At 34.2% G+C, this 18849-nt stretch carries 23 protein-coding genes and 2 pseudogenes; 10 read left to right on the forward strand and 15 right to left on the reverse strand.

Annotated features, from left to right (window positions below):
* Positions 1–206: 206 nt before the first annotated feature.
* Positions 207–590 carry an ATP synthase subunit I gene (locus tag V7S50_RS08550; protein ID WP_060632637.1) on the reverse strand — a complete coding sequence of 128 codons (384 nt, stop codon included), beginning with the start codon at positions 588–590 and terminating at the stop codon, positions 207–209.
* Positions 591–869: 279 nt separating this feature from the next.
* Between V7S50_RS08550 and V7S50_RS08555 the strand changes: the two genes are divergently transcribed.
* On the forward strand, positions 870–1091 hold the full coding sequence (locus tag V7S50_RS08555) for a hypothetical protein (RefSeq protein WP_000639043.1): 222 nt from the start codon (positions 870–872) through the stop codon (positions 1089–1091).
* Positions 1092–1100: 9 nt separating this feature from the next.
* Here the strand turns inward: V7S50_RS08555 and V7S50_RS08560 are convergent, their stop codons facing one another.
* From V7S50_RS08560 to V7S50_RS08575, 4 genes are all read right to left on the reverse strand, one after another.
* A complete protein-coding gene (locus V7S50_RS08560) occupies positions 1101–2024 on the reverse strand; it encodes a DMT family transporter (protein WP_242252382.1) in 924 nt (307 codons plus the stop codon).
* Between the two features lie 300 nt (positions 2025–2324).
* Positions 2325–2648, reverse strand: a complete 324-nt coding sequence (locus tag V7S50_RS08565) for an iron-sulfur cluster biosynthesis family protein (protein ID WP_000289563.1) — start codon at positions 2646–2648, stop codon at positions 2325–2327.
* A 651-nt stretch (positions 2649–3299) separates the two neighbouring features.
* On the reverse strand, positions 3300–4520 hold the full coding sequence (locus tag V7S50_RS08570; RefSeq protein WP_242252381.1) for an ATP-binding protein: 1221 nt from the start codon (positions 4518–4520) through the stop codon (positions 3300–3302).
* Positions 4517–5773 carry a two-component system sensor histidine kinase NtrB gene (locus V7S50_RS08575; protein WP_242252380.1) on the reverse strand — a complete coding sequence of 419 codons (1257 nt, stop codon included), beginning with the start codon at positions 5771–5773 and terminating at the stop codon, positions 4517–4519. The genes V7S50_RS08570 and V7S50_RS08575 overlap by 4 nt, the downstream gene beginning before the upstream one ends.
* A 402-nt stretch (positions 5774–6175) precedes the next feature.
* On the opposite strand from V7S50_RS08575, the pseudogene V7S50_RS08580 reads away from it, so the two are divergent.
* Positions 6176–6985, forward strand: a pseudogene (locus V7S50_RS08580) (alpha/beta fold hydrolase).
* A 207-nt stretch (positions 6986–7192) separates the two neighbouring features.
* Here V7S50_RS08580 and V7S50_RS08585 read toward each other — a convergent pair.
* The 3 genes from V7S50_RS08585 to V7S50_RS08595 form a co-directional block, all read right to left on the reverse strand.
* The gene (locus V7S50_RS08585) at positions 7193–9337 is read right to left on the reverse strand and encodes an LTA synthase family protein (RefSeq protein ID WP_242252632.1); all 2145 of its coding nucleotides are present in this window, start codon (positions 9335–9337) and stop codon (positions 7193–7195) included.
* A gap of 234 nt (positions 9338–9571) precedes the next feature.
* Positions 9572–9802, reverse strand: coding sequence for a hypothetical protein (locus V7S50_RS08590; protein WP_242252379.1), 231 nt, complete (start codon positions 9800–9802; stop codon positions 9572–9574).
* A gap of 11 nt (positions 9803–9813) precedes the next feature.
* Positions 9814–10110, reverse strand: a complete 297-nt coding sequence (locus V7S50_RS08595) for a DUF3986 family protein (RefSeq protein WP_242252378.1) — start codon at positions 10108–10110, stop codon at positions 9814–9816.
* 120 nt (positions 10111–10230) lie between these two features.
* On the opposite strand from V7S50_RS08595, the gene V7S50_RS08600 reads away from it, so the two are divergent.
* Genes V7S50_RS08600 through V7S50_RS08610 form a run of 3 tightly spaced genes read left to right on the forward strand, consistent with a single transcriptional unit; the run spans position 10231 to position 12813 of the window.
* Positions 10231–11238, forward strand: coding sequence for an ABC transporter substrate-binding protein (locus V7S50_RS08600; protein ID WP_242252376.1), 1008 nt, complete (start codon positions 10231–10233; stop codon positions 11236–11238).
* An 11-nt stretch (positions 11239–11249) separates the two neighbouring features.
* Complete coding sequence (locus V7S50_RS08605; RefSeq protein WP_242252375.1) at positions 11250–12014, forward strand: ABC transporter ATP-binding protein; 765 nt, start codon at positions 11250–11252, stop codon at positions 12012–12014.
* Positions 12007–12813, forward strand: coding sequence for an ABC transporter permease (locus V7S50_RS08610; RefSeq protein WP_016135516.1), 807 nt, complete (start codon positions 12007–12009; stop codon positions 12811–12813). The genes V7S50_RS08605 and V7S50_RS08610 overlap by 8 nt, the downstream gene beginning before the upstream one ends.
* 34 nt (positions 12814–12847) lie before the next feature.
* On the opposite strand, the gene V7S50_RS08615 is transcribed toward V7S50_RS08610, so the two are convergent.
* The 5 genes and pseudogenes from V7S50_RS08615 to V7S50_RS08635 form a co-directional block, all read right to left on the reverse strand.
* The gene (locus V7S50_RS08615; protein ID WP_000849109.1) at positions 12848–13075 is read right to left on the reverse strand and encodes a hypothetical protein; all 228 of its coding nucleotides are present in this window, start codon (positions 13073–13075) and stop codon (positions 12848–12850) included.
* A 227-nt stretch (positions 13076–13302) separates the two neighbouring features.
* A pseudogene (locus V7S50_RS08620) lies at positions 13303–14402 on the reverse strand (recombinase family protein).
* A gap of 296 nt (positions 14403–14698) precedes the next feature.
* Positions 14699–15235 carry a DUF3267 domain-containing protein gene (locus V7S50_RS08625; protein WP_242252374.1) on the reverse strand — a complete coding sequence of 179 codons (537 nt, stop codon included), beginning with the start codon at positions 15233–15235 and terminating at the stop codon, positions 14699–14701.
* A gap of 106 nt (positions 15236–15341) precedes the next feature.
* Positions 15342–15821, reverse strand: coding sequence for an antimutator 8-oxo-(dGTP/GTP)ase (gene mutTA, locus V7S50_RS08630; RefSeq protein ID WP_000276383.1), 480 nt, complete (start codon positions 15819–15821; stop codon positions 15342–15344).
* An 84-nt stretch (positions 15822–15905) separates the two neighbouring features.
* Positions 15906–16223: a hydrolase gene (locus V7S50_RS08635; RefSeq protein WP_242252373.1), complete on the reverse strand. Its 318-nt coding sequence runs from the start codon at positions 16221–16223 to the stop codon at positions 15906–15908.
* A gap of 83 nt (positions 16224–16306) precedes the next feature.
* Here V7S50_RS08635 and ytzI point away from each other — a divergent pair, with 83 nt between their 5' ends.
* From ytzI to V7S50_RS08655, 4 genes are read left to right on the forward strand one after another with little or no spacing between them, the layout of a single operon-like run.
* Positions 16307–16456: a YtzI protein gene (gene ytzI / locus V7S50_RS08640; protein ID WP_071710957.1), complete on the forward strand. Its 150-nt coding sequence runs from the start codon at positions 16307–16309 to the stop codon at positions 16454–16456.
* Positions 16449–16634, forward strand: a complete 186-nt coding sequence (locus V7S50_RS08645; protein ID WP_242252631.1) for a hypothetical protein — start codon at positions 16449–16451, stop codon at positions 16632–16634. Before ytzI ends, V7S50_RS08645 begins: the two co-directional genes overlap by 8 nt.
* Before the next feature lie 44 nt (positions 16635–16678).
* Entirely contained in the window at positions 16679–16909 is a 231-nt protein-coding gene (locus V7S50_RS08650) for a YczI family protein (protein WP_060632651.1), read from the forward strand.
* A gap of 23 nt (positions 16910–16932) precedes the next feature.
* Positions 16933–17163, forward strand: a complete 231-nt coding sequence (locus V7S50_RS08655; protein WP_242252372.1) for a YczI family protein — start codon at positions 16933–16935, stop codon at positions 17161–17163.
* Positions 17164–17389: 226 nt separating this feature from the next.
* Here the strand turns inward: V7S50_RS08655 and luxS are convergent, their stop codons facing one another.
* Entirely contained in the window at positions 17390–17863 is a 474-nt protein-coding gene (gene luxS, locus V7S50_RS08660; protein ID WP_001141371.1) for an S-ribosylhomocysteine lyase LuxS, read from the reverse strand.
* 128 nt (positions 17864–17991) lie between these two features.
* On the opposite strand from luxS, the gene yidD reads away from it, so the two are divergent.
* Positions 17992–18228, forward strand: a complete 237-nt coding sequence (yidD, locus tag V7S50_RS08665; RefSeq protein WP_063223642.1) for a membrane protein insertion efficiency factor YidD — start codon at positions 17992–17994, stop codon at positions 18226–18228.
* Here yidD and V7S50_RS08670 read toward each other — a convergent pair.
* Positions 18225–18788 (reverse strand): beta-class carbonic anhydrase, encoded by a 564-nt coding sequence (locus tag V7S50_RS08670; protein ID WP_000838170.1) that lies wholly within the window; start codon positions 18786–18788, stop codon positions 18225–18227. The two genes, yidD and V7S50_RS08670, sit on opposite strands and share 4 nt — an antisense overlap.
* Positions 18789–18849 lie beyond the last annotated feature (61 nt).

Below are 18849 nucleotides of genomic sequence, written 5' to 3' on the forward strand. Positions count from 1 at the left end.
CTTCCTGCCGTACTATCCATCACTGAATCACTTATCCCAGAGTAAGCCCATTTCAACAGAGACAAATTACGGCTTCGAATATATAAATTATATCCCTACTCACTACATCTATCTGGTTTCACATCGCATGGGGCTAAAAAAGGCTCTGGCCGTTTCTATCCGTGGCTGGATCATCTATTCCATCTAAAAAGAAGCTTTTTATCTTTTTAGCTCTTCGTTAATTCTTTCTCATCTTTCATGCTATAATATCCTAAATTAACAACAATTAAGAAATAGCCGCCCATAATCCCTACTGCAAATGCCCACATCACCATGTGGTGCTCAATTTCGTACATAATAATAGCACCTAAAATAGCAGCGGCAAAACGATTAAACATACCGAGCGTCGGTGCTTTCGTTTTCTTTACGATACTATCTCCAAGCTTCTCAATTCGTCTTCCTAAAAGCCAAACGCAATACATACTTACAATAAGTCCAATTCCAGCGCCTAAAAAATGTGCTGAAAACGGTGTTAACATCCATCCTATTAACAAAATACCTAGTATATAATACGATTGAATTTTAAATGACCTTAATGACATACTAATCATGCTGTTCTCCTCTTCAGTAATTTTTATCTATCCAACAAAAAATTTCTTTCAAGTTTATACTGCTTACATCCATTTCAATCAAATTAAAAACAACATAAACGATATGTTTACGTTGTTTAAATGTTTTTAGGAAATAATATTATACAAGATTTCAAACATCATATTCTTATAATTTGTGACGTTTTTCCAAACATTTTTCGTCCATTTATGAAAAAAATGATATCAATCTATGAACATACGGATATGATGTAATAAGCACACAAATAAAGGGGGCGTCTAATGATTTATTTTTTAATGGCTCTCATTCACCTTATTATCCCTGCACTTATTGGACTTTCATTGTATTGGTACACGAAAAATCATAGTATTTTCTATGCTGTCCTCGGTGTTCTTCTTCCAGGTATTATTCTTATCACACTCTTCCGTATTCCATTTTTAAACTTAATTCCACTTATTACTGCTATCTTATTTCTCGTCTTCTTACCAAAAATAAAAAAATAGGAAAGCAGATCATAGGTGATCTGTTTTCCTATTTTGATATAGGTTCCCCACAGTAGAGTGCACTTTTACTTTCTCCGATTTCACAAACCATAAACCGAAGAAAATAATAATCCCACCAATTATTTGTTGAAACGATACATATTCATCTGCCCATACAGCTGCAAATAAAACAGCTACAAGCGGCGTTATATACATATATACCATCGTATGTGACGCCCCAATTTTTTGAATCCCAACATACCACATAACTAAACCGAATACTGTTACAAAGAAAATAGAATATAGTAAAGCAAATAGTGTCATTCCATGTGTAATGTGAAATGGCATTATAAATATGTATGATCCACTTAAAAGTAAAAGCGGCATCGCGCCAACTAGTGCTGACCATGCGGTGACACGTAGTGCTGAATATTTTTTAATTAATGGACCAGCTAAAACAGGATAAAGCCCCCAGCATATTGATGTAATTAGCCCAATTCCATTTCCATAAAAAGAACTAGCAAGTGAATGCCCTGCTACTAAAACTAATGCTGCACCACTAAAGGCAATGATAGAACCGATGAACTTTCGAGAAGAAAACTTTTCTTGTTTCAAGAAAATAGCAAATACAGTTGTAAAAATAGGTGAAATAGAAATAAGTAAAGAGGCATTTGTAGCGGATGTATATTTGACAGTTTCCATAAATAACGTTTGATACAGTACAATACCTACAACGCTAACGATGATTAATCTAGGTATATCTTTTCTCTCCATATAAACCGACTTTTCAATAAAAAAGGTAAGGAGTAACATAAGCGGTGCCGCCGATATCATACGAAGTGCAGTAAACTCAATTGCTGTAAATTCTAAAAGTCCATATTTCGCAATCGTAAAATTAATCCCCCAAATAATAACAACTGCTAAAATTAATAACTCAATTCCCCATCTTCTCATGCGTATCCCCTCCGCAAATAAGATTATACAGAAAATTCAATTACATGTACATTTCATTATGTGAAAAAAATCTTTGTATTGTATGCAACGTTTTGGTACAGGAAATTATATCGGCAATTTTCTGAAAATATCAGCGCAACTCCATTTATATCAGCGATTTTCCAACTATATCAGCGCAACTCAAATTATATCGGCGATTTTTTAAATATATCGACTTATTAACAAAAAACGACAATAATAGCGACTTATACAATAAAAAAAGGTGATTCCAAAATACATTTTGGAATCACCTTTCCTTTACTACACTCGAACGTGTAACTTCATATTTGGATTATAAAATTGGCTTGGGCTCTTCAGCTGAAAAGTTCCTCCACCTTCATGCCAATCAACTGTTAACTTATCATCCATAAATACAAGCTTTGTGCGATCTGCGATAAAGCTAAACTGGCTTGATTCAATATCCACATCGCGCTCATCTTTTTCTGCTACAGCTACTAAATCGATAATTCCGCTCATTACACAACCGCAACCTTCGTTATCGTAAAATAACTTTATATATTTCGCTTCATTTGGAATCGTATCCATAATCTTTTTATATGCTGCTTCTGTTACAGTAACGTACATATGTTAATGTTCATCCTCTCTCGTATCATTCATATATTGTACCACCTTTTTTCTCAAAAAATATATACAGAAAATTATGACCAATATACAATATATGTAATAAAGGAAGTTGTATCACTTGTGCTCAAATTACTGCGATACCCATCTTCTTAGGTCTACTCGGTAGTTTTTTTATTTCTAGCGGGATGGTATTACAACCTATACTTCCCTATTCTCCTTCTATTGGTTGGATTCTAAGCTTTATTTGTTTCCTAACCGCTTCTTATTTTGCTATGAACAACAAAAATAATTAATTGAAGACGAACCAATAGTCGAAACATCCACAGAAGTACTCCAAAAGCATCTAAAAAATCTCTTCCATATATTAATCCTATTTTTACTATAAACGCTATGTATTCTATATTTTTAATAACAAATATATATCCATTTCATTTTCAAAAAATGCCCCAATAATTGGGGCCAACAAATAGAAATACAAATAAATTAAAACAACTAACAGACAAGCTCATTTTATACTATCATTGTAAAAATATCCATATTTTAGTTTTTAAATTATATATACTGTACGAATGGTGTAAATACTTTTGAATTTTTATTCATAAAAAGGGAAATCGCTCTCAAGTAAGTGATTTCCCTTTTAAAAATACTTTTTTATTGTATCGGCAACATAACCTTCACCGTCGTCCCAACCCCAACTTCACTTTCAAAACTCATTTTACCGTTGTGATCTTTAATAATTTTTTCTGTAACTACTAAACCTAAACCTGTTCCCGTTTCTTTCGTTGTGTAAAAGGCTTCATTTAGCTTCGGAATTTTGTCTTTTGGAATACCGCAACCCTCATCCTTAACTTGAATAATGATTGCATCTTCTACAGTCACTTTAATCGTAATCGTTCCGCCAACTGACATTGCCTCAATCGCATTTTTAATTAAATTAAAAAACACTTGTTTTAATCGTTTTTCATCGCATGTAATCGATGGTATGTCTTTACTATAAATACCTTGTATGTGCACTCCTTGCTTTAAAGCAGGCTTCCCCATAACTCGAATAACATAAGCGATAATTTCTTCTATACTATGAATTTCTGATTCTAGTGATTTAGATTTCTCAAATCCACTAAGTTCTGTTGCGATTGTATGTATTCGTTCCACTTCCTGTTTCATAATATCACTATATATTTTATCCTCTGGATATTTATTTGCTTGCTTATTCACAAATTTCTTCAAATTCGCTAGAGGTCTTCTAATTTTGTAACCAATAACTGTTGCCATTTTTCCAACAGTTGCTAGCTTTTCTGTTTGTTGTATTTCTTTATCCATCATCTCAAGCGTACGAACGTAAGATTGAAACCGCAAAAACATAATCCAACATATGACAGTAAATACGCTATATAATGCCATCGGGATTAAAACGAGTGAAGAGTGAATAATGATTCCTATAAGAGCGTATTTTCCAACAAGTATGCTCGGAACTAACCAAAAATATCTTTTATTCACAAAAAGTGGGGCAAATAAAATAAAAAATCCTTCTACTATATTCCCACCATCAAACTCAGCATCACTACCGTAGTAAATCATAAAATTATGGATAAAATCTAATAGGTTATATCCAATTAGTATAATATACTTCACTGCAAATGGATTCTTCCATTTCATGAAATATACTCCAATACAAAATAAGATCACCATCAGAAAATACAGCCATAAACCTAAACCATCTTCAAATTGTCCTACTCCTTCTTGCTCACCTCCTATTAAAGGTACAATAAATTCGTAGGCAAGATCGTATACAAAAAATATAATAAAAAATAAACTTAAAAATATTTTCAGTGCCTTCATTTCTTCATTTTTAAATATATCGTCTTTATTCATATGGTAACTCCTAGCTTTTCTCCCACTTGGATTTCACTATTTCCACGTTGTTTCGGGAGCATGATATCTATTCTAGTTCCAATATCTCTTTCACTTGAAATATGTAATTCACCAAGATGCTGCTCAGTAACAAGCCGATGTGCTACCGTAAGTCCCAGGCCAATTTTATCTTGTTTCGTTGTATAAAAGGATTCTGTAACACGAGCCAAATTTTCCTTCTTAATACCGTAACCATTATCGATTACACTTAGCATTACATAATCTTGTCCTTTATTTTCTAACCGTAACTCTAATGTGCCACCTTGCTCCATTGCCTCCAGAGCATTTTTTATGATATATAGAAAGACTCCTCTTATTTTCCGCTCATCACATTCAACTTCTAATATCTTTTCTTCGATATTAGAAATAAGCTGAACATTGGATTCATTCATTTTTTCTCGAAGAATTGTTACTGCTTGTAATGCAATTTCACCTATATTATGTTTCTTATAAATAGAGGGTTTACATGTAGCAACCTCCATCAATTCACTTATCATATTATTCATATTTTCTATTTCAAAAATCATCTGTTTGTAAATAGGGTCCTCTCCATGCTTCTCTCGTTGTAATTGCGTAAACCCTTTTAATGAAGCAAGTGGATTTTTAATTTCATGTCCCACTGTCGCTGCCATTTTTCCGATTACTGCTAATTTTTGTGATTCACTAGCAATCTTAATACTTTCCTTTACCGCTGAAAGGTATTGTATAAATCGATTTAAAATGATGTATGCCGCTATTAATACGAGTGTATACATAATGAGAAACATAAATCCTTTTACTTCCTTTAATACAAATAAATAAATCATATATTTCCCTACAATAGTTGAAAGTACAAACACAAAATATTTTTTATTTAAAAATATAGGTACAAAGAAGATGAGAATAATTTCTATTATATTTCCCCCATCAAATGCCGCCTTATTATAAAGCATATACGAAAGTATATTAACGATTTCTATTCCTATGTATGCAAATACACATGCATATTTAACAAGGTTCGCTTTCTCTTTTTTTATTAAGTATACATTCACACCGAGTATTGCTGTTCCGCAAATAACTTGCCATAGTATGCTATGTCCCTTATCCGTTAGCGATTTATTCTCTAATACGATTGCGTAGAAAATTTGGTATGAAACTACAATGCCATATAGCACCCACAAAAGGATTTTTGCATTCTTTTCTTCTTCTTTATATGATAGAAAACTTTCTTTCACTTCAACACCCCTTCAAAGTAATATCTCGAAGAATACCATTTATTATAATAAATGATTTTCATAAACAAACAAAGATAAATCGAACATTTAAGGAAAATCATCCCAATGTCACGATATTTTCAGACTATATGCATTCATAAAAACTATAAACAATAATACGTATATTATGTAGGGGGTAGAAGATAAAAAATAAAGTGAAACTTTAATCAGCCCTTACCAATCAGGCTTTTACGGGCCATTGATAAATGGATAAATCACTGAAATCTTTCACACTTAAAAATGAAAGAACACCTGGTGTCTTAATAGAACAAAACCCTACGCTCCTGGCGAATGAATTTATTAAGGCTATGACGAAACAACGTTTTTGGGATAGAGCTTATGTATAGGATAGGGGGATAATTTATGTTTGTTACCGTCGAAAAAGATGTGCATATTTTTGTGCAAGACGTGAATCCCGGCCCCGGTAGTAAAACCGTGTTCTTCGTCCATGGCTGGCCTTTAAATCATCAAATGTACCAATATCAGCTCAATGTGTTGCCACAGCATGGTTTCCGCTGCATCGCTATGGATATACGCGGAAACGGGCAATCTGATAAACCGTAGACGGGTTACACATACGATCGTTTAGCAGACGATATCGCCATTGTTCTAGAAGCACTTCAAGTAGAAAATGCTACATTAGTTGGTTTCTCAGTAGGTGGTGCTCTTTCTATTCGGTACATGTCTCGCTATAATGGTCATCATATTTCTAAACTTGTATTAGTCGATGCTGTTTCCCCCTCTTTCGTTAAAAATCAAGAATCTCCCTATGGTGTCCCAAAAGAACAAGCAGATACCCTTATTAATCAAATGTATGCCAATATGCCTAAATTTTTAAATGACGTATCTTTATCATTTTTTAATAGAAACTTAGGATCTGCTACGTTAGAATGGTTTTCTTATCTCGGTATGCAGTCTGCTTCCTACGCTCTCATCAAAATATTACAAGCAGCCGCAAATGAAGACGTAACGAAAGATTTAAGTAAAATTAACGTCCCAACAAAAATATTCCACGGTATTCACGATCAACTTATCCCTTACAAAAGCGCTGAACTCACACAAAAGCGGATTAAAAACTCTCAGTTACAGCCTCTTACAAATAGTGGTCACGGTTCTCCAATCGATCAAGCGGATGAATTAAATGAAGAACTTATAAAATTTTTACATTCATAAAAACCTATGCCAAATCGTGTTGATATGAACGCAGTTTTTGAAAAGATTAAAATTCACACATTTCTCACAAATCAATCAATAAAACGATTATATTTTCATTTATACTAAATGTACAGGTAATACTCCCTAAACCCAGCTTGTCTGGTTACCCCGTTAAATACTATAAAAAAAAGAACTTGTATCGTTATACAAGTTCTTTTTGTTTTTCTATTTAAAAAGTATATCTTTACTATACTGCTTTCCAGCAAGTAAATCATATTGGAGCATTTTATATTGCTCTAACATTTCTTTTTGTTCTTTTGTTAAATCTGTTATCTCTTCCCCATCTTTATTAACCTTTAACTCATCTCTCAGAACCGGTATTTCTTTATGCATTTCCGATAGAAATTGATAAAATGGTGATTGATTTAATCCTGCATAATCAAAAACAAGACTAGAAAAATAAATTGGACTTACTAAACCTAAATTGTCATTTGGTAAATCGAAATTCGCATACATTAACAATGGTGTTTCTGACATAATTAATCTTTCTCTTACCGTCTCTTCATTTTCTATATATCCTGCTTCTTTATAAATAGATTTATTAGTTCCTAACATAGGTAAATGATCTCCAAAGAAGACTAATAAAGTAGGCCTGTCTAACTCATCAAGCTGCTCAATTAAATATTGTAGCGCTTCATCAGACAGTCTTACCCCTTCTGTATATGCTTCTAATTCCGCTTTCGATTCCTTTTCTGTTAATCCACTAATTTCTATTTTATTTTCACCAAACATATTTGGTGTATATGGAAAATGATTTTGCATCGTCACCGCATGAATAAATGTAGGTTGTTTTCTCTTTTTTAATTCATCTATTATTTCTTTACTCATAGATAAATCACCAATATTATCTCCAACCACTTCTGTATTTTTCATCGTGTCTTCTGCATTAAAATTATCGAATCCTAATGTTTTATATACATCTTCCCGTTTATAAAACGATCGATTAAAGGCATGAATTGCACTTGCATAATACCCTTGCTTTTTCAATTCACTTGCAATAGATGGAACTTCTTTCTGACTTGGAATAGCTTGTTGATACGGTATAGAACCTGGCATTAAGAGGCTCATCGAGTAACTCGTTAATGCTTCAAATTCTGTATTCGCTGTATTCCCTCCAAATGTAGGAGCTATCGTTTGTCCCCCTGGGAAATTCTCTGTATAACGATGTAAATTCGGCACTGGATCTTCGCTAAATGAAAGATTCGTTAATTTTGTCGGATCCCAAAATGCTTCACTCATAATATATATAATGTTCGGCTTCTCTGCCTTTTTTTGCGCTTTTACTTTACCGCCATATTGCTTTTCTATATCCTTTGCAATTTGCTGCATATTTTCCTTTGAATATTCCTCTGGCTCTTTTATGACTGTCGTATCTAAATTACTTAAAAACCCTATAACAAAACCATTCCCCTTATAATTTGAAGCTTGATTCCATGCGCGGATGTCTACCCCAGCTTTTGTAAATATATTATTCATAAAGGTAGTAGGGTAGTTACTATATGCATACAACATAAACGCAGAGCCACATATTAAAATTATCCTTATAATAATATGTGATTTTATAACTGGAATGTATTTTCTTATATACATAACTATAAATATAAGTAAAACAATACTAACAATCATCAGAAACATATTCCAAAAACTGAAATAATCCATAACCATCGGTATAACGGAATTCATATGGCCAATCTGTGTAAAATCAGACGGGTAGAATGGCTCCCCTCTAAAAATGAGCTTAAAATGGTTCACCATCACAAAAATAATCAAAACTAAGCTAGTTATCGTTGTACTTAAGAAAACTTTTCCGATCAAATTATATGCAAAAACGTATACCATATAAATAAATAATAGGCTTAATATATACTGTCCATATTGTAAATACACCCATGTATTTACTACTATAAGATTCATATCTTCCTGTATCAGGATATACATCCAATTCATTGTATGAGCAATTAAAAATAATACGACATAAATTCGAATAGCTGGCCTAAGCTTATGACTGATACCTTTATTTAAATGAATGATGTATAGTAGTACACTCCACAAAACAATAATGAGTATACTTAGCTGGATTTTCCCATTAAAAAATTCTTTAGTTTTCTCGAATTCGAAAGACCTTAACATAACAAAAAACAGCGTTTCTAAACAAATCGCCCACATTCCACTAAGAATGATAGAAATTAGTAGGTTCTTCCTCGGCTCCTGAGGAGAAAAACTAAGATAAAATTCATCTCTTCTTCGTTGTTGTGTTAAAACATTAAAAAGCAATTTATTCCCTCTTTCCTTTACCCCTTCGTCTCGCATCAAAAAACATATTGTCCTATACAAAATAACATATTTGTATGCAGTTAGTCTCCCTATGTGTTTGTATTATACACGTATATCCTTAATTTCCCCTTAAAAAATACAACTTCTTCATCTCTTCTATATTCTAGTAGCATAATAAATGAACTATGCTTCACAAAATTTTTATCATAAAAAAAGAACCTATCAACACTGACAGGTTCTCCTTCATTTTAACAGAAATAAGCATATTTATTATACAAGAGGATACATCCATACTTTCCATATAATACATACAAGTACGATAACTACAAAATCAAAAAGATCTAATCTCGGACCTTTTTTCATCGTCATATCTAACCACATATGAACCCATTTTATCCCCTTGTATTTATGAATATTTTTCTTTGCAAATTGGTAAGTAAGAAATTGCATAATGAAAAATCCAACTACAAACATGAACAATAGAATGAGAAAATCAATCACGAAATTCCTCCCTATTTTTGCAGCGATTTTTCTACTATATGATTTCTCAAAACCCACTCTTCAAATTGAGCACTTCCAAATTCCCAGCTAAGATCACGAGCATGTACAGAAAAAACGTAATGACCAGCATATTCATCCATAAATCTACCCGTCTCAATCTCATCTTTCTGAAGGCCATATGCTCCAAAATTAAAATACACATCCCACACGTCTTCATTCCTCCGCTTATAAGCAATCGATTCCATATCACATTCTGTTCCGAAATAATCAAGATGTAAATGTACGCTATCATCATATTCGTACTCCATTTTATCACCCCTTATATTTGTACTTCTTTATCACCAAAAAAATTCCTGCTATCTACACTCACATATGGGCACTTACCTACATATCATGCTTGTAGAGTGACTTCTAGGAGGTGTTATATAGTGAAAAAATTAATATCTGTTTTTTGCATCATGTTACTAGCTGTTTTCACATTCGCTGCTTGCAGTAGTAAAAAAGAAGGTACGAAAGAACAAACTCAAAACATTCGCGTCGGCGAAGTTACCCATTCTCTCTTCTACGCCCCGTTATATGTCGGGATTGAAAAAGGATTTTTTAAAGATGAGGGATTAAATATTGACCTCCAAACAACAGCTGGCGGAGATAAAACGATGACCGCCCTGTTATCTGGCGGCATTGATATTGCTCTCGTTGGTTCAGAAACGTCTATTTACGTTCATCAACAAGGCGCAAAAGACCCTGTCATTAACTTCGCACAGCTTACACAAACAGATGGAACATTTTTAGTTTCACGTAAAAAATTAGACTCTTTTAATTGGAATGATGTAAAAGGTGTTACATTTTTAGGACAGCGTAAAGGCGGCATGCCGCAAATGGTTGGAGAATACGTTTTAAAGAAAAATGGCATTGATCCTCACAAAGATACAAACTTAATTCAAAACATCGAGTTTGCTAATATTGCAAATGCCTACGCATCTGGTACGGGAGAATTTGTACAGCTCTTTGAACCGACTGCAAGTATCTTCGAAAAAGAAGGTAAAGGTTATATCGTCGCTTCGTTCGGAAATGAATCTGGTACTGTTCCTTATACATCGTTCATGGCAAAAGAAAGTTTCTTAAAAAAGGATAAAGTTGCTGCTGAAAAATTCACACGTGCTCTCTACAAAGCGCAACAATGGGTTGATACTCATAGTCCAGAAGAGATTGCTGATGCAATTTCTCCGTTATTTAAAGACACTTCAAAAGACATTACAGTAAAAGTAATTGAGCGGTATAAAAAGCAACATTCTTATGCGACAAATCCGCTATTAGATGCGGAAGAATGGAAACAGCTCCAAACGATTATGAAGGAAGCTGGCGAATTACAAAAAGAAGTTCCACATGAAGCGCTCGTCAATACAAAAATTGCCGAAAGCGTTATTAAGAAATAGAGGCGAATTGTATGAGTTTTTTACAAATACGTAACGTTTCTCACTGCTTTTTCGCAAAAGAGAATGCCAAACTGATTCTCGAAGATATGAGTTTACAAGTGGAGGAAGGCGAATTCATTTCTATACTCGGTCCAAGTGGTTGCGGCAAAACGACACTCCTCTCCATTATTGCCGGGCTGCTTGATCCAATTGAAGGTATCGTCTTTTTAGATGGTGAGCCCATTACAACGAAAACTCCATCTATGGGGTATATGTTGCAGCAAGACTACTTGTTTCCTTGGAAGACAATTGAAGAAAATATTATGCTTGGACTTCATATCCGAAAAATTTACGATCAACAGACGAAAGAACATACTTTACAACTTTTAAAACAAGTCGGCCTACATGACGTAGAAGAGCAATACCCTCGTGAACTATCCGGCGGTATGCGTCAACGTGCCGCCCTCGTTCGAACGTTAGCGACCGATCCGAAAATTTTATTGCTAGATGAGCCATTCTCAGCGCTCGATTATCAAACGAAATTGAAACTAGAAGATCTTGTTTTCAGCTTACTACGCAAATATAAGAAAACTTCACTACTCGTGACACATGATATTGAAGAAGCAATTGCGATGAGTGATCGTATTTATTTACTACAAGCGAATCCTGGAAAAATAGCAAAAACATTTATCGTCCCAGAAAGCATCCGTTCCTTATCACCGTTAGAATCACGCCATCACCATGACTTCCCATCCCTCTTCCAAGATATATGGAAGGAGCTGGAACGCCTTGGATAATATAAAGCAACTACATGAACAGTTTCGGAAGAAAGAACGCAGACGCGCATGGCTAGCCAGGTCTTTACAACTTTTACTGCTCATTCTTTTCTTTGCACTGTGGGAAATAGCTAGCAAAAAAGAGTGGATTGACCCTTTACTCTTTAGCTCTCCTTCAAGCATTTGGGATCTCTTCCTTAGTAAATGGCTTGACGGTTCGCTTTGGGTCCACATATGGACGACATTACTTGAAACGGGAGTAGGCTTCATTCTTGGAACAGTGCTCGGAGCCATTATCGCTACTTTCCTTTGGTGGATACCACTTCTCGCCCGCGTACTTGATCCATATCTCGTCGTCCTAAACGCCATGCCAAAAGTGGCACTTGGTCCTATTATCATTGTAATCTTCGGTCCAAATATTTCTTCGTCGATTGCAATGGGAGTAATCATTTCCATCATCATTACCATTCTCGTTATTTACAGTGCATTTCAAGAAGTCGATTCTAACTATATAAAAGTGATGGACACATTCGGCGCAAATAAATGGCAATGTTATAAGCAAGTAGTTCTCCCTGCATCCTTCCCAGCCATTATTTCAACGTTAAAAGTAAACGTTGGTTTATCATGGGTCGGCGTTATATTCGGCGAACTACTCGTCTCTAAACAAGGTCTTGGCTACTTAATTAGCTACGGATTCCAAGTATTTAATTTCACGCTCGTCTTACTGAGCGTACTACTCACCTGCGTCCTCGCCACACTTATGTATGTGTTTGTTGAGGCGTTTGAAAAACTTCTAATTGGGAAACGAAAAAAAAGCTGACTTAGGACGATAAACTATAGTCAGCTTCTTTCTTTTACTTTTTATCACACATCTTTGTTTCATTTTTAACGTTTCCATCCGCAACCGTAACTGTATGGAAACAGTCTTTCACACGTACTGTAACGACATTATCTTTTCGATCTATCACATGATAATCATTAAACTTTTTATCCAATGCACTACGAATTTGCTCCCCTTCAAAAATCGGAAAACCGTGAGACATTACCCAAATGAGACCAGCAACAGCAAGAATCGTTTTCATACGTTTCATTACCTCCTCGAGAGTAAACTTATAGCCCCTACAACACGCGCATTATAATTGTGTCTAAATTGTGACATTTTTATACTAATTCTATTTTATAGTGATAGTTCCTTCTTCTTTTTAATAAAAAAGACAGAATCTTCAATTTTATCAATATGAAAAACGCAAAGAACTAAAATTCTTTACGTTTTCTTGGCTAAAATATACAACTCGCATTAATGTCCACTTTATTGCTCTATCGTTTTCGAAACATCATATAATCCCGACAACACTTCCGCTCTCATTCTTACAAGCTCAGGGAACTGATAAAAGAACGCAATTTTTTTATACTTTAACTCCGATCCTTCTTTCACCTTTTTGGAATCTTGCAAAATAAACGCTGTAAACGTATCAGCAATATCTTCTGCTACATTTGTCGTTCCATACTGTGAGACAAACTCATCTTGCTTTTCTTTAAAAAATTCAATTTGAGTTTCTTCACTTTCTTCTACTTTCTTTTCTGTCCACTCCTGCTCAATAGGCTTCCAGAAAGCGTTATAAAATTGATTAATATAAGATTTTTCCTTCGCACATCCCTCTTGTAAGAAAAGATTTCCACATTTATTTCGGTACGTTGAAATATCTTTATCTTCTTCAAAAGCCTTTACATAGTTTTCATCTACTGGTATTTGCTTATACCCGAGCGTCAACACGTGAGCCGTCTCATGAATTAATGTTTTCATCACTTCATCGATATTTACCGCAGAATCAAGCGTATCTAGGCTAAGAGTCCAGTCTTTCGGATTCTCCATACTCGGCATAACATGGGCAACAACACCGTCATAACCATCCGTTATTAAATCAAATTCTGTTATATTACCGCGATATTTAGCTGGAATGAGTGTACGATACATATCCCATAAGTCTTCATGATAACCTCTATCTTGACGTTGTTGCAGCACCTCTTCTTTCGCTTCTTTATCTTCAGCGAATACTTTATTTAAACGTTTCCGTTCTATCTTTTCAAAATAAGGATCTACAATTTCATCACCATCGATATAATAAGAAGCTAAAAAGAAATAACTTTCATCATCGTCTTTTTTCTGCTCTGCCTCTTTCATATCTGCACTTCATGCTCTTCTATATCATAATCTTCTACTGCCTCAAGCTCAGATAATCCATCTATTTTTTCATATACTTTTTGAAGTGTATTATCTCCTATTTCCACGCATTCTTCTTCTGTTTTACACACTTCTTTTTCTTTCACACTCTTCATAGAACTATCGCATCCTGCTAGTAAGCCGATTGCAACAATCCCCCCCACTAACTTGCCATACAGTCTCTTCATACAATCCTCCATTATTCCATTCTACAAAAATATAATAATCTCTTTTTAACGAATATACGATAATTAATTATATAAACTGTAAGGAGGTTTCCCATGATTCGAGCAGTCTTCTTCTAAAAAATTATATCAGCGATTTTTCGAATATATCGAACACAACTTGAAATATATCAGCGATTTTTGAAATATATCGACTGTAACTCAAATTATATCGGCGATTTTCACAATATATCGACTTATCTACAAAAACTGACAAACAAAAAAGAAGCCGTCGTTTAAAAACGCCTCCTCTTCCTTACTTACTCATATACTGTAAACTGCGGCTTACTCGGATGATCCTTAACTAGCGCATCATCTGGAAACTTTGAAACTTTTTGATATAAGGCAATGTCACCGATACAACTCGCTGTTAGTAAAATTCCTAAAAATGAGAGTGGCTCCAGATTCATAACTAATCCCAATACAATTGGCAAAATTCCAGTCGGTAAAAACGGTAACATTAACACTTTCTTCATTTGCTTTACTGTAATTTCTTTTTTAGAATGAGCGTATGCTACACCTAATTTCCAATTGACGCCCCATGTTAGTTCACTCCACGGAACACCTCCGATATAACGAAATCCAATTAAATGTATTGCCTCATGAATACAAACGAAAACAATCATTCCAATAATCAAAAGAAACATAACGGGCAATGTAAATTCAAATTGAACCCCGCCTGAAAGAAATATATGCAAATAACCAATTCCAAACGCCAAAGCGAATATTATAAGAAATGCATAGATATTTAATTTAACCATCGAAACAGTAACAGTTGTTTTTTTTCTGTTATCCATCTTCCCCTCCTAAAATGTAAATATATATTTACAAAATTGTATAATATACCCAAAATAATGTAAAGATATATTTACATTTCACACACAAAAAAAGAAACCGGCCACTTTACTTCGTAAAACAGCCGATTTCTTCTATATGTTTCATCGTACGCGCCAATACATCGTCGCGCATTATAAAGCTAAATTTTCTATCCGTTTTAATGTTGTCAGGAATGTCTGTTAATAAAACAGATCCTTTCGTTTCTTCGTAATGCGTATGTGCTTCTACCGCACTAATTGTTGCAAAATAAATGTTTTTAATGATTATTTTGTCTTTTCCAGATACTTTATATTGTCCTAAGTAAGTTAAATCAGAAACTATGCCGCCAGTTTCTTCATGAACTTCTCGAACTGCCGCTTCTTCCGGTGTTTCCCCTAGTTCTACTTTACCACCTGGAAATTCAAGACCGCGACGTAAATGATGTGTTAATAACCATTGATCCCCGTACCGGCATACAACCCAAACATGCTTTGGCTCAGGAGAAAATGGATAACGTTCAAACGATAATTGTACAGTGTTGTGGTAATAATCTTTAAATTTGTACATGCCATTACTCCCCTATTGATGGTTACAAGTTTTTCCTACCACAAATTGTAGCATATTCTCGCTTTTCTGCATAATATTATCCAATTATAATCCATTGATTATTCCCATTTGCGCGACTAATTCTTTCGTCTCATGATTTCCCAAATCGTAAATCATTTTATATGCTTTTTGTAGTTGTTCATCATATCGGTCATTATTAGAATCGTGATGATACTCAACAAATGGAACGTGGGAGCGTACAAATGAACCTAAATCCTCTACATACGCTTGATCGAAATACTCTCTTAACTCCGTAATTTCCTCATCACTTGCGGAAATCTCAAAATTATACGTATCCGCCGTCTTCACTTGTGAAATTTGACTGTTTCCTATTGATATATAATATGTTTTTTTCTGTTCCATGTAACGCCCTTCTTTCATCCTTTTTATTTCTATTGTTTTCATCAATTACAAAATTATGTAAAATAAAGAAAAGGAGGGATTCCATGTTCAAAATATTAATTATCGGTATTATCATCGTCCTAGTCATATTAGTACTCTCCGTCATGACGATTAATAAGGGGTATGCTTATAAACATTCTATTGATAAACCAGAAGATAACCCGTATACAAAAAACAGCAAGAAGAATTCATAATACGCTTCGTATACTACTTATTTTAATCGTACTCAATGTCATCCTCATATCTAGTATTACTTTAACGACAGTTCAAAATACCTTTCTACCACTTTCACAATTTCTATTAGGAGCTTCACTATTCCTCATTGCCCTTGAACAAATAAAGAAAAAAGATTCAAGAATCGGATTTATTTAGATTTTCCTCATCATTAGCTATATAAAATAACAGGGGGGATATATATGCTAAAAGGATTACAGATTACTTTTGCACTCATTGCATTATGCATAGTAATCTACGGATATTTTACTGGTAATAGAGAAATGACGCCTTATATGTTCATTTTCTTAGGATTAATGGCTTTCACTATAGGACTAGGAGAAATAAAACAAGACAGAAAATCTAGTGGTATATTTGCTTTCATAGCTGGTGCTGGTGCTTTATTTCTTAGCTTCTCAGAACTATTCCGATAAATAGTCTATTTAAAGGAGGTTATATGTTTAAAAACATTCGAATTATACTAGCAACGATTGCCCTCATCCTCGCTATATTTAGCCTCTTTGCAAATATCTCTATACTTTTGTCATTCGTATTCATTCTTTTGAGTATTATGTTTATCCTTTTTGGAATTGATGAAATAAAGAAACAGGAAAAAGCAAAAGCATTTGTTTATTTTCTCGGTTCTGCCTTTGTTTTATATGTTGGGGTGTCTAGTATATTTTCCTAAAAAAGAGGCCGTCCAATACATATTTTAGACGGCCTTTTCTTTTTATTCGCTTCATACCCTTGTCAATTTTTGTCAGTAAATCGATATCCAGTGTCGAAACGTCGATATATTAAAAAAATCGTTGATATATTTCAAGTTGCGTTCGATATATTTGAAAAATCGTCGATATCATTTCATTTATTATGGTGCTACAAAAAAACTGCCCTTTCACAGGCAGTTTTCCTTTTTATCCAAATACTTTCTCAAGTTCATCTTTATCTTGGCTTAACCAGAAGTTCATTAAGCGTTGTGCTCCTTCTAAGTCATGAAGCTTCGCTTGACCACATTGCGTTTCATTTGCAGCTGGAATTTCTGTAATTTGAACCGCATCTTTTAATGTTAGTTCTAATAAATCAATGATTTCTCGAACTGTCGGTGTTCCGCTTACTACAAGATAGTATCCTGTTTGGCAGCCCATCGGTGAAATATCGATAATATCAAAATGCGGATAACGATCAATATATTTACGTAAATTAAATGCTAATAAATGCTCTAACGTATGAATAACATCTGGTTTCATTGCTTGTTTATTCGGTTGGCAAAAACGAATATCAAATTTATTTACAATACCGTCACTACCTACATTGTGAACTCCGCAATGTCTTACATAAGGTGCCTTTACAATCGTATGATCTAATTCAAAGCTTTCTACTGATGGCATACAACATCTCTCCCGCTTTTAATTTAATTCCGTTATATCCAATATGATATAACGGAAATGCACATTAGTAAAGTATTATGTACAGTCGTGCTATAATACTTTAAGAATATGCTGAAAAGGAGACCGTTATGAAACAGATTTTTATTGGGATTATACACTTTTATCAAAAGTTCATTTCTCCAATGACACCACCAACGTGCCGCTTTTACCCAACTTGCTCTCATTATGGATTAGAAGCGTTTCAAAAACATGGTGCCCTTAAAGGGTTTTTGCTTACATGTAAGCGTATATTAAAATGTCACCCTTTCCATCCGGGAGGATTTGATCCTGTCCCAGATAAAAAGGATGACAATATAAAGTCTTAATTATCGTAACCATTCACAACTAAATCTAATTTTCCTGTATCAGGATCTATAACAAGACCGTGAACAGGTACTTCTTCTGGAAGTAATGGATGGTTGCGAAGTATTGATACGCTATGTTCTACACTTTCTTCTACACTAGAGAACCCTTGTAGGAATCTTTCTAAATCGATTCCAGAATAACGAAGTGTATCTAATTTCTCATCTGTTACACCGCGCTCTTTCATCTTCTCAATCGTACTACTTGCTTGAATTTTTGCCATACCGCAATCGTGGTGACCAACCACACATACTTCATCAGCACCAAGTTCATATACAGCCACTAAAATACTACGCATAATACTGCCAAACGGATGTGAAATAACAGCGCCTGCTACTTTAATAATTTTCACATCACCGTTACGCATATTCATCGCTTTTGGTAATAATTCAACAAGACGTGTATCCATACAAGAGATAATTACCATTTTTTTATTCGGGAATTTTCCCGTTTCATATTCTTCGTATTTTTTTTCTTCAACGAATTTTTCATTGTATTGTAAAATCTCTTCTAATGACTTCATAGTAAAGAACCCTCTTTTCTCTCATTTACATTACTTATATAGTGTACCAAAATTTAAAAAA

The sequence above is a fragment of the Bacillus sp. CCNWLW194 genome (assembly GCF_037120585.1).
Lineage (GTDB): Bacteria > Bacillota > Bacilli > Bacillales > Bacillaceae_G > Bacillus_A > Bacillus_A basilensis.

Coding starts and splice junctions, on each gene's coding strand:
- V7S50_RS08550 (WP_060632637.1), bottom strand. CDS start 590: ATGATTAGTATGTCATTAAGGTCATTTAAAATTCAATCGTATTATATA.
- V7S50_RS08555 (WP_000639043.1), top strand. CDS start 870: ATGATTTATTTTTTAATGGCTCTCATTCACCTTATTATCCCTGCACTT.
- V7S50_RS08560 (WP_242252382.1), bottom strand. CDS start 2,024: ATGAGAAGATGGGGAATTGAGTTATTAATTTTAGCAGTTGTTATTATT.
- V7S50_RS08565 (WP_000289563.1), bottom strand. CDS start 2,648: ATGTACGTTACTGTAACAGAAGCAGCATATAAAAAGATTATGGATACG.
- V7S50_RS08570 (WP_242252381.1), bottom strand. CDS start 4,520: ATGAATAAAGACGATATATTTAAAAATGAAGAAATGAAGGCACTGAAA.
- V7S50_RS08585 (WP_242252632.1), bottom strand. CDS start 9,337: ATGCGAGACGAAGGGGTAAAGGAAAGAGGGAATAAATTGCTTTTTAAT.
- V7S50_RS08595 (WP_242252378.1), bottom strand. CDS start 10,110: ATGGAGTACGAATATGATGATAGCGTACATTTACATCTTGATTATTTC.
- V7S50_RS08605 (WP_242252375.1), top strand. CDS start 11,250: ATGAGTTTTTTACAAATACGTAACGTTTCTCACTGCTTTTTCGCAAAA.
- V7S50_RS08615 (WP_000849109.1), bottom strand. CDS start 13,075: ATGAAAACGATTCTTGCTGTTGCTGGTCTCATTTGGGTAATGTCTCAC.
- V7S50_RS08625 (WP_242252374.1), bottom strand. CDS start 15,235: ATGGATAACAGAAAAAAAACAACTGTTACTGTTTCGATGGTTAAATTA.
- mutTA (WP_000276383.1), bottom strand. CDS start 15,821: ATGTACAAATTTAAAGATTATTACCACAACACTGTACAATTATCGTTT.
- V7S50_RS08635 (WP_242252373.1), bottom strand. CDS start 16,223: ATGGAACAGAAAAAAACATATTATATATCAATAGGAAACAGTCAAATT.
- ytzI (WP_071710957.1), top strand. CDS start 16,307: ATGTTCAAAATATTAATTATCGGTATTATCATCGTCCTAGTCATATTA.
- V7S50_RS08650 (WP_060632651.1), top strand. CDS start 16,679: ATGCTAAAAGGATTACAGATTACTTTTGCACTCATTGCATTATGCATA.
- V7S50_RS08655 (WP_242252372.1), top strand. CDS start 16,933: ATGTTTAAAAACATTCGAATTATACTAGCAACGATTGCCCTCATCCTC.
- luxS (WP_001141371.1), bottom strand. CDS start 17,863: ATGCCATCAGTAGAAAGCTTTGAATTAGATCATACGATTGTAAAGGCA.
- yidD (WP_063223642.1), top strand. CDS start 17,992: ATGAAACAGATTTTTATTGGGATTATACACTTTTATCAAAAGTTCATT.
- V7S50_RS08670 (WP_000838170.1), bottom strand. CDS start 18,788: ATGAAGTCATTAGAAGAGATTTTACAATACAATGAAAAATTCGTTGAA.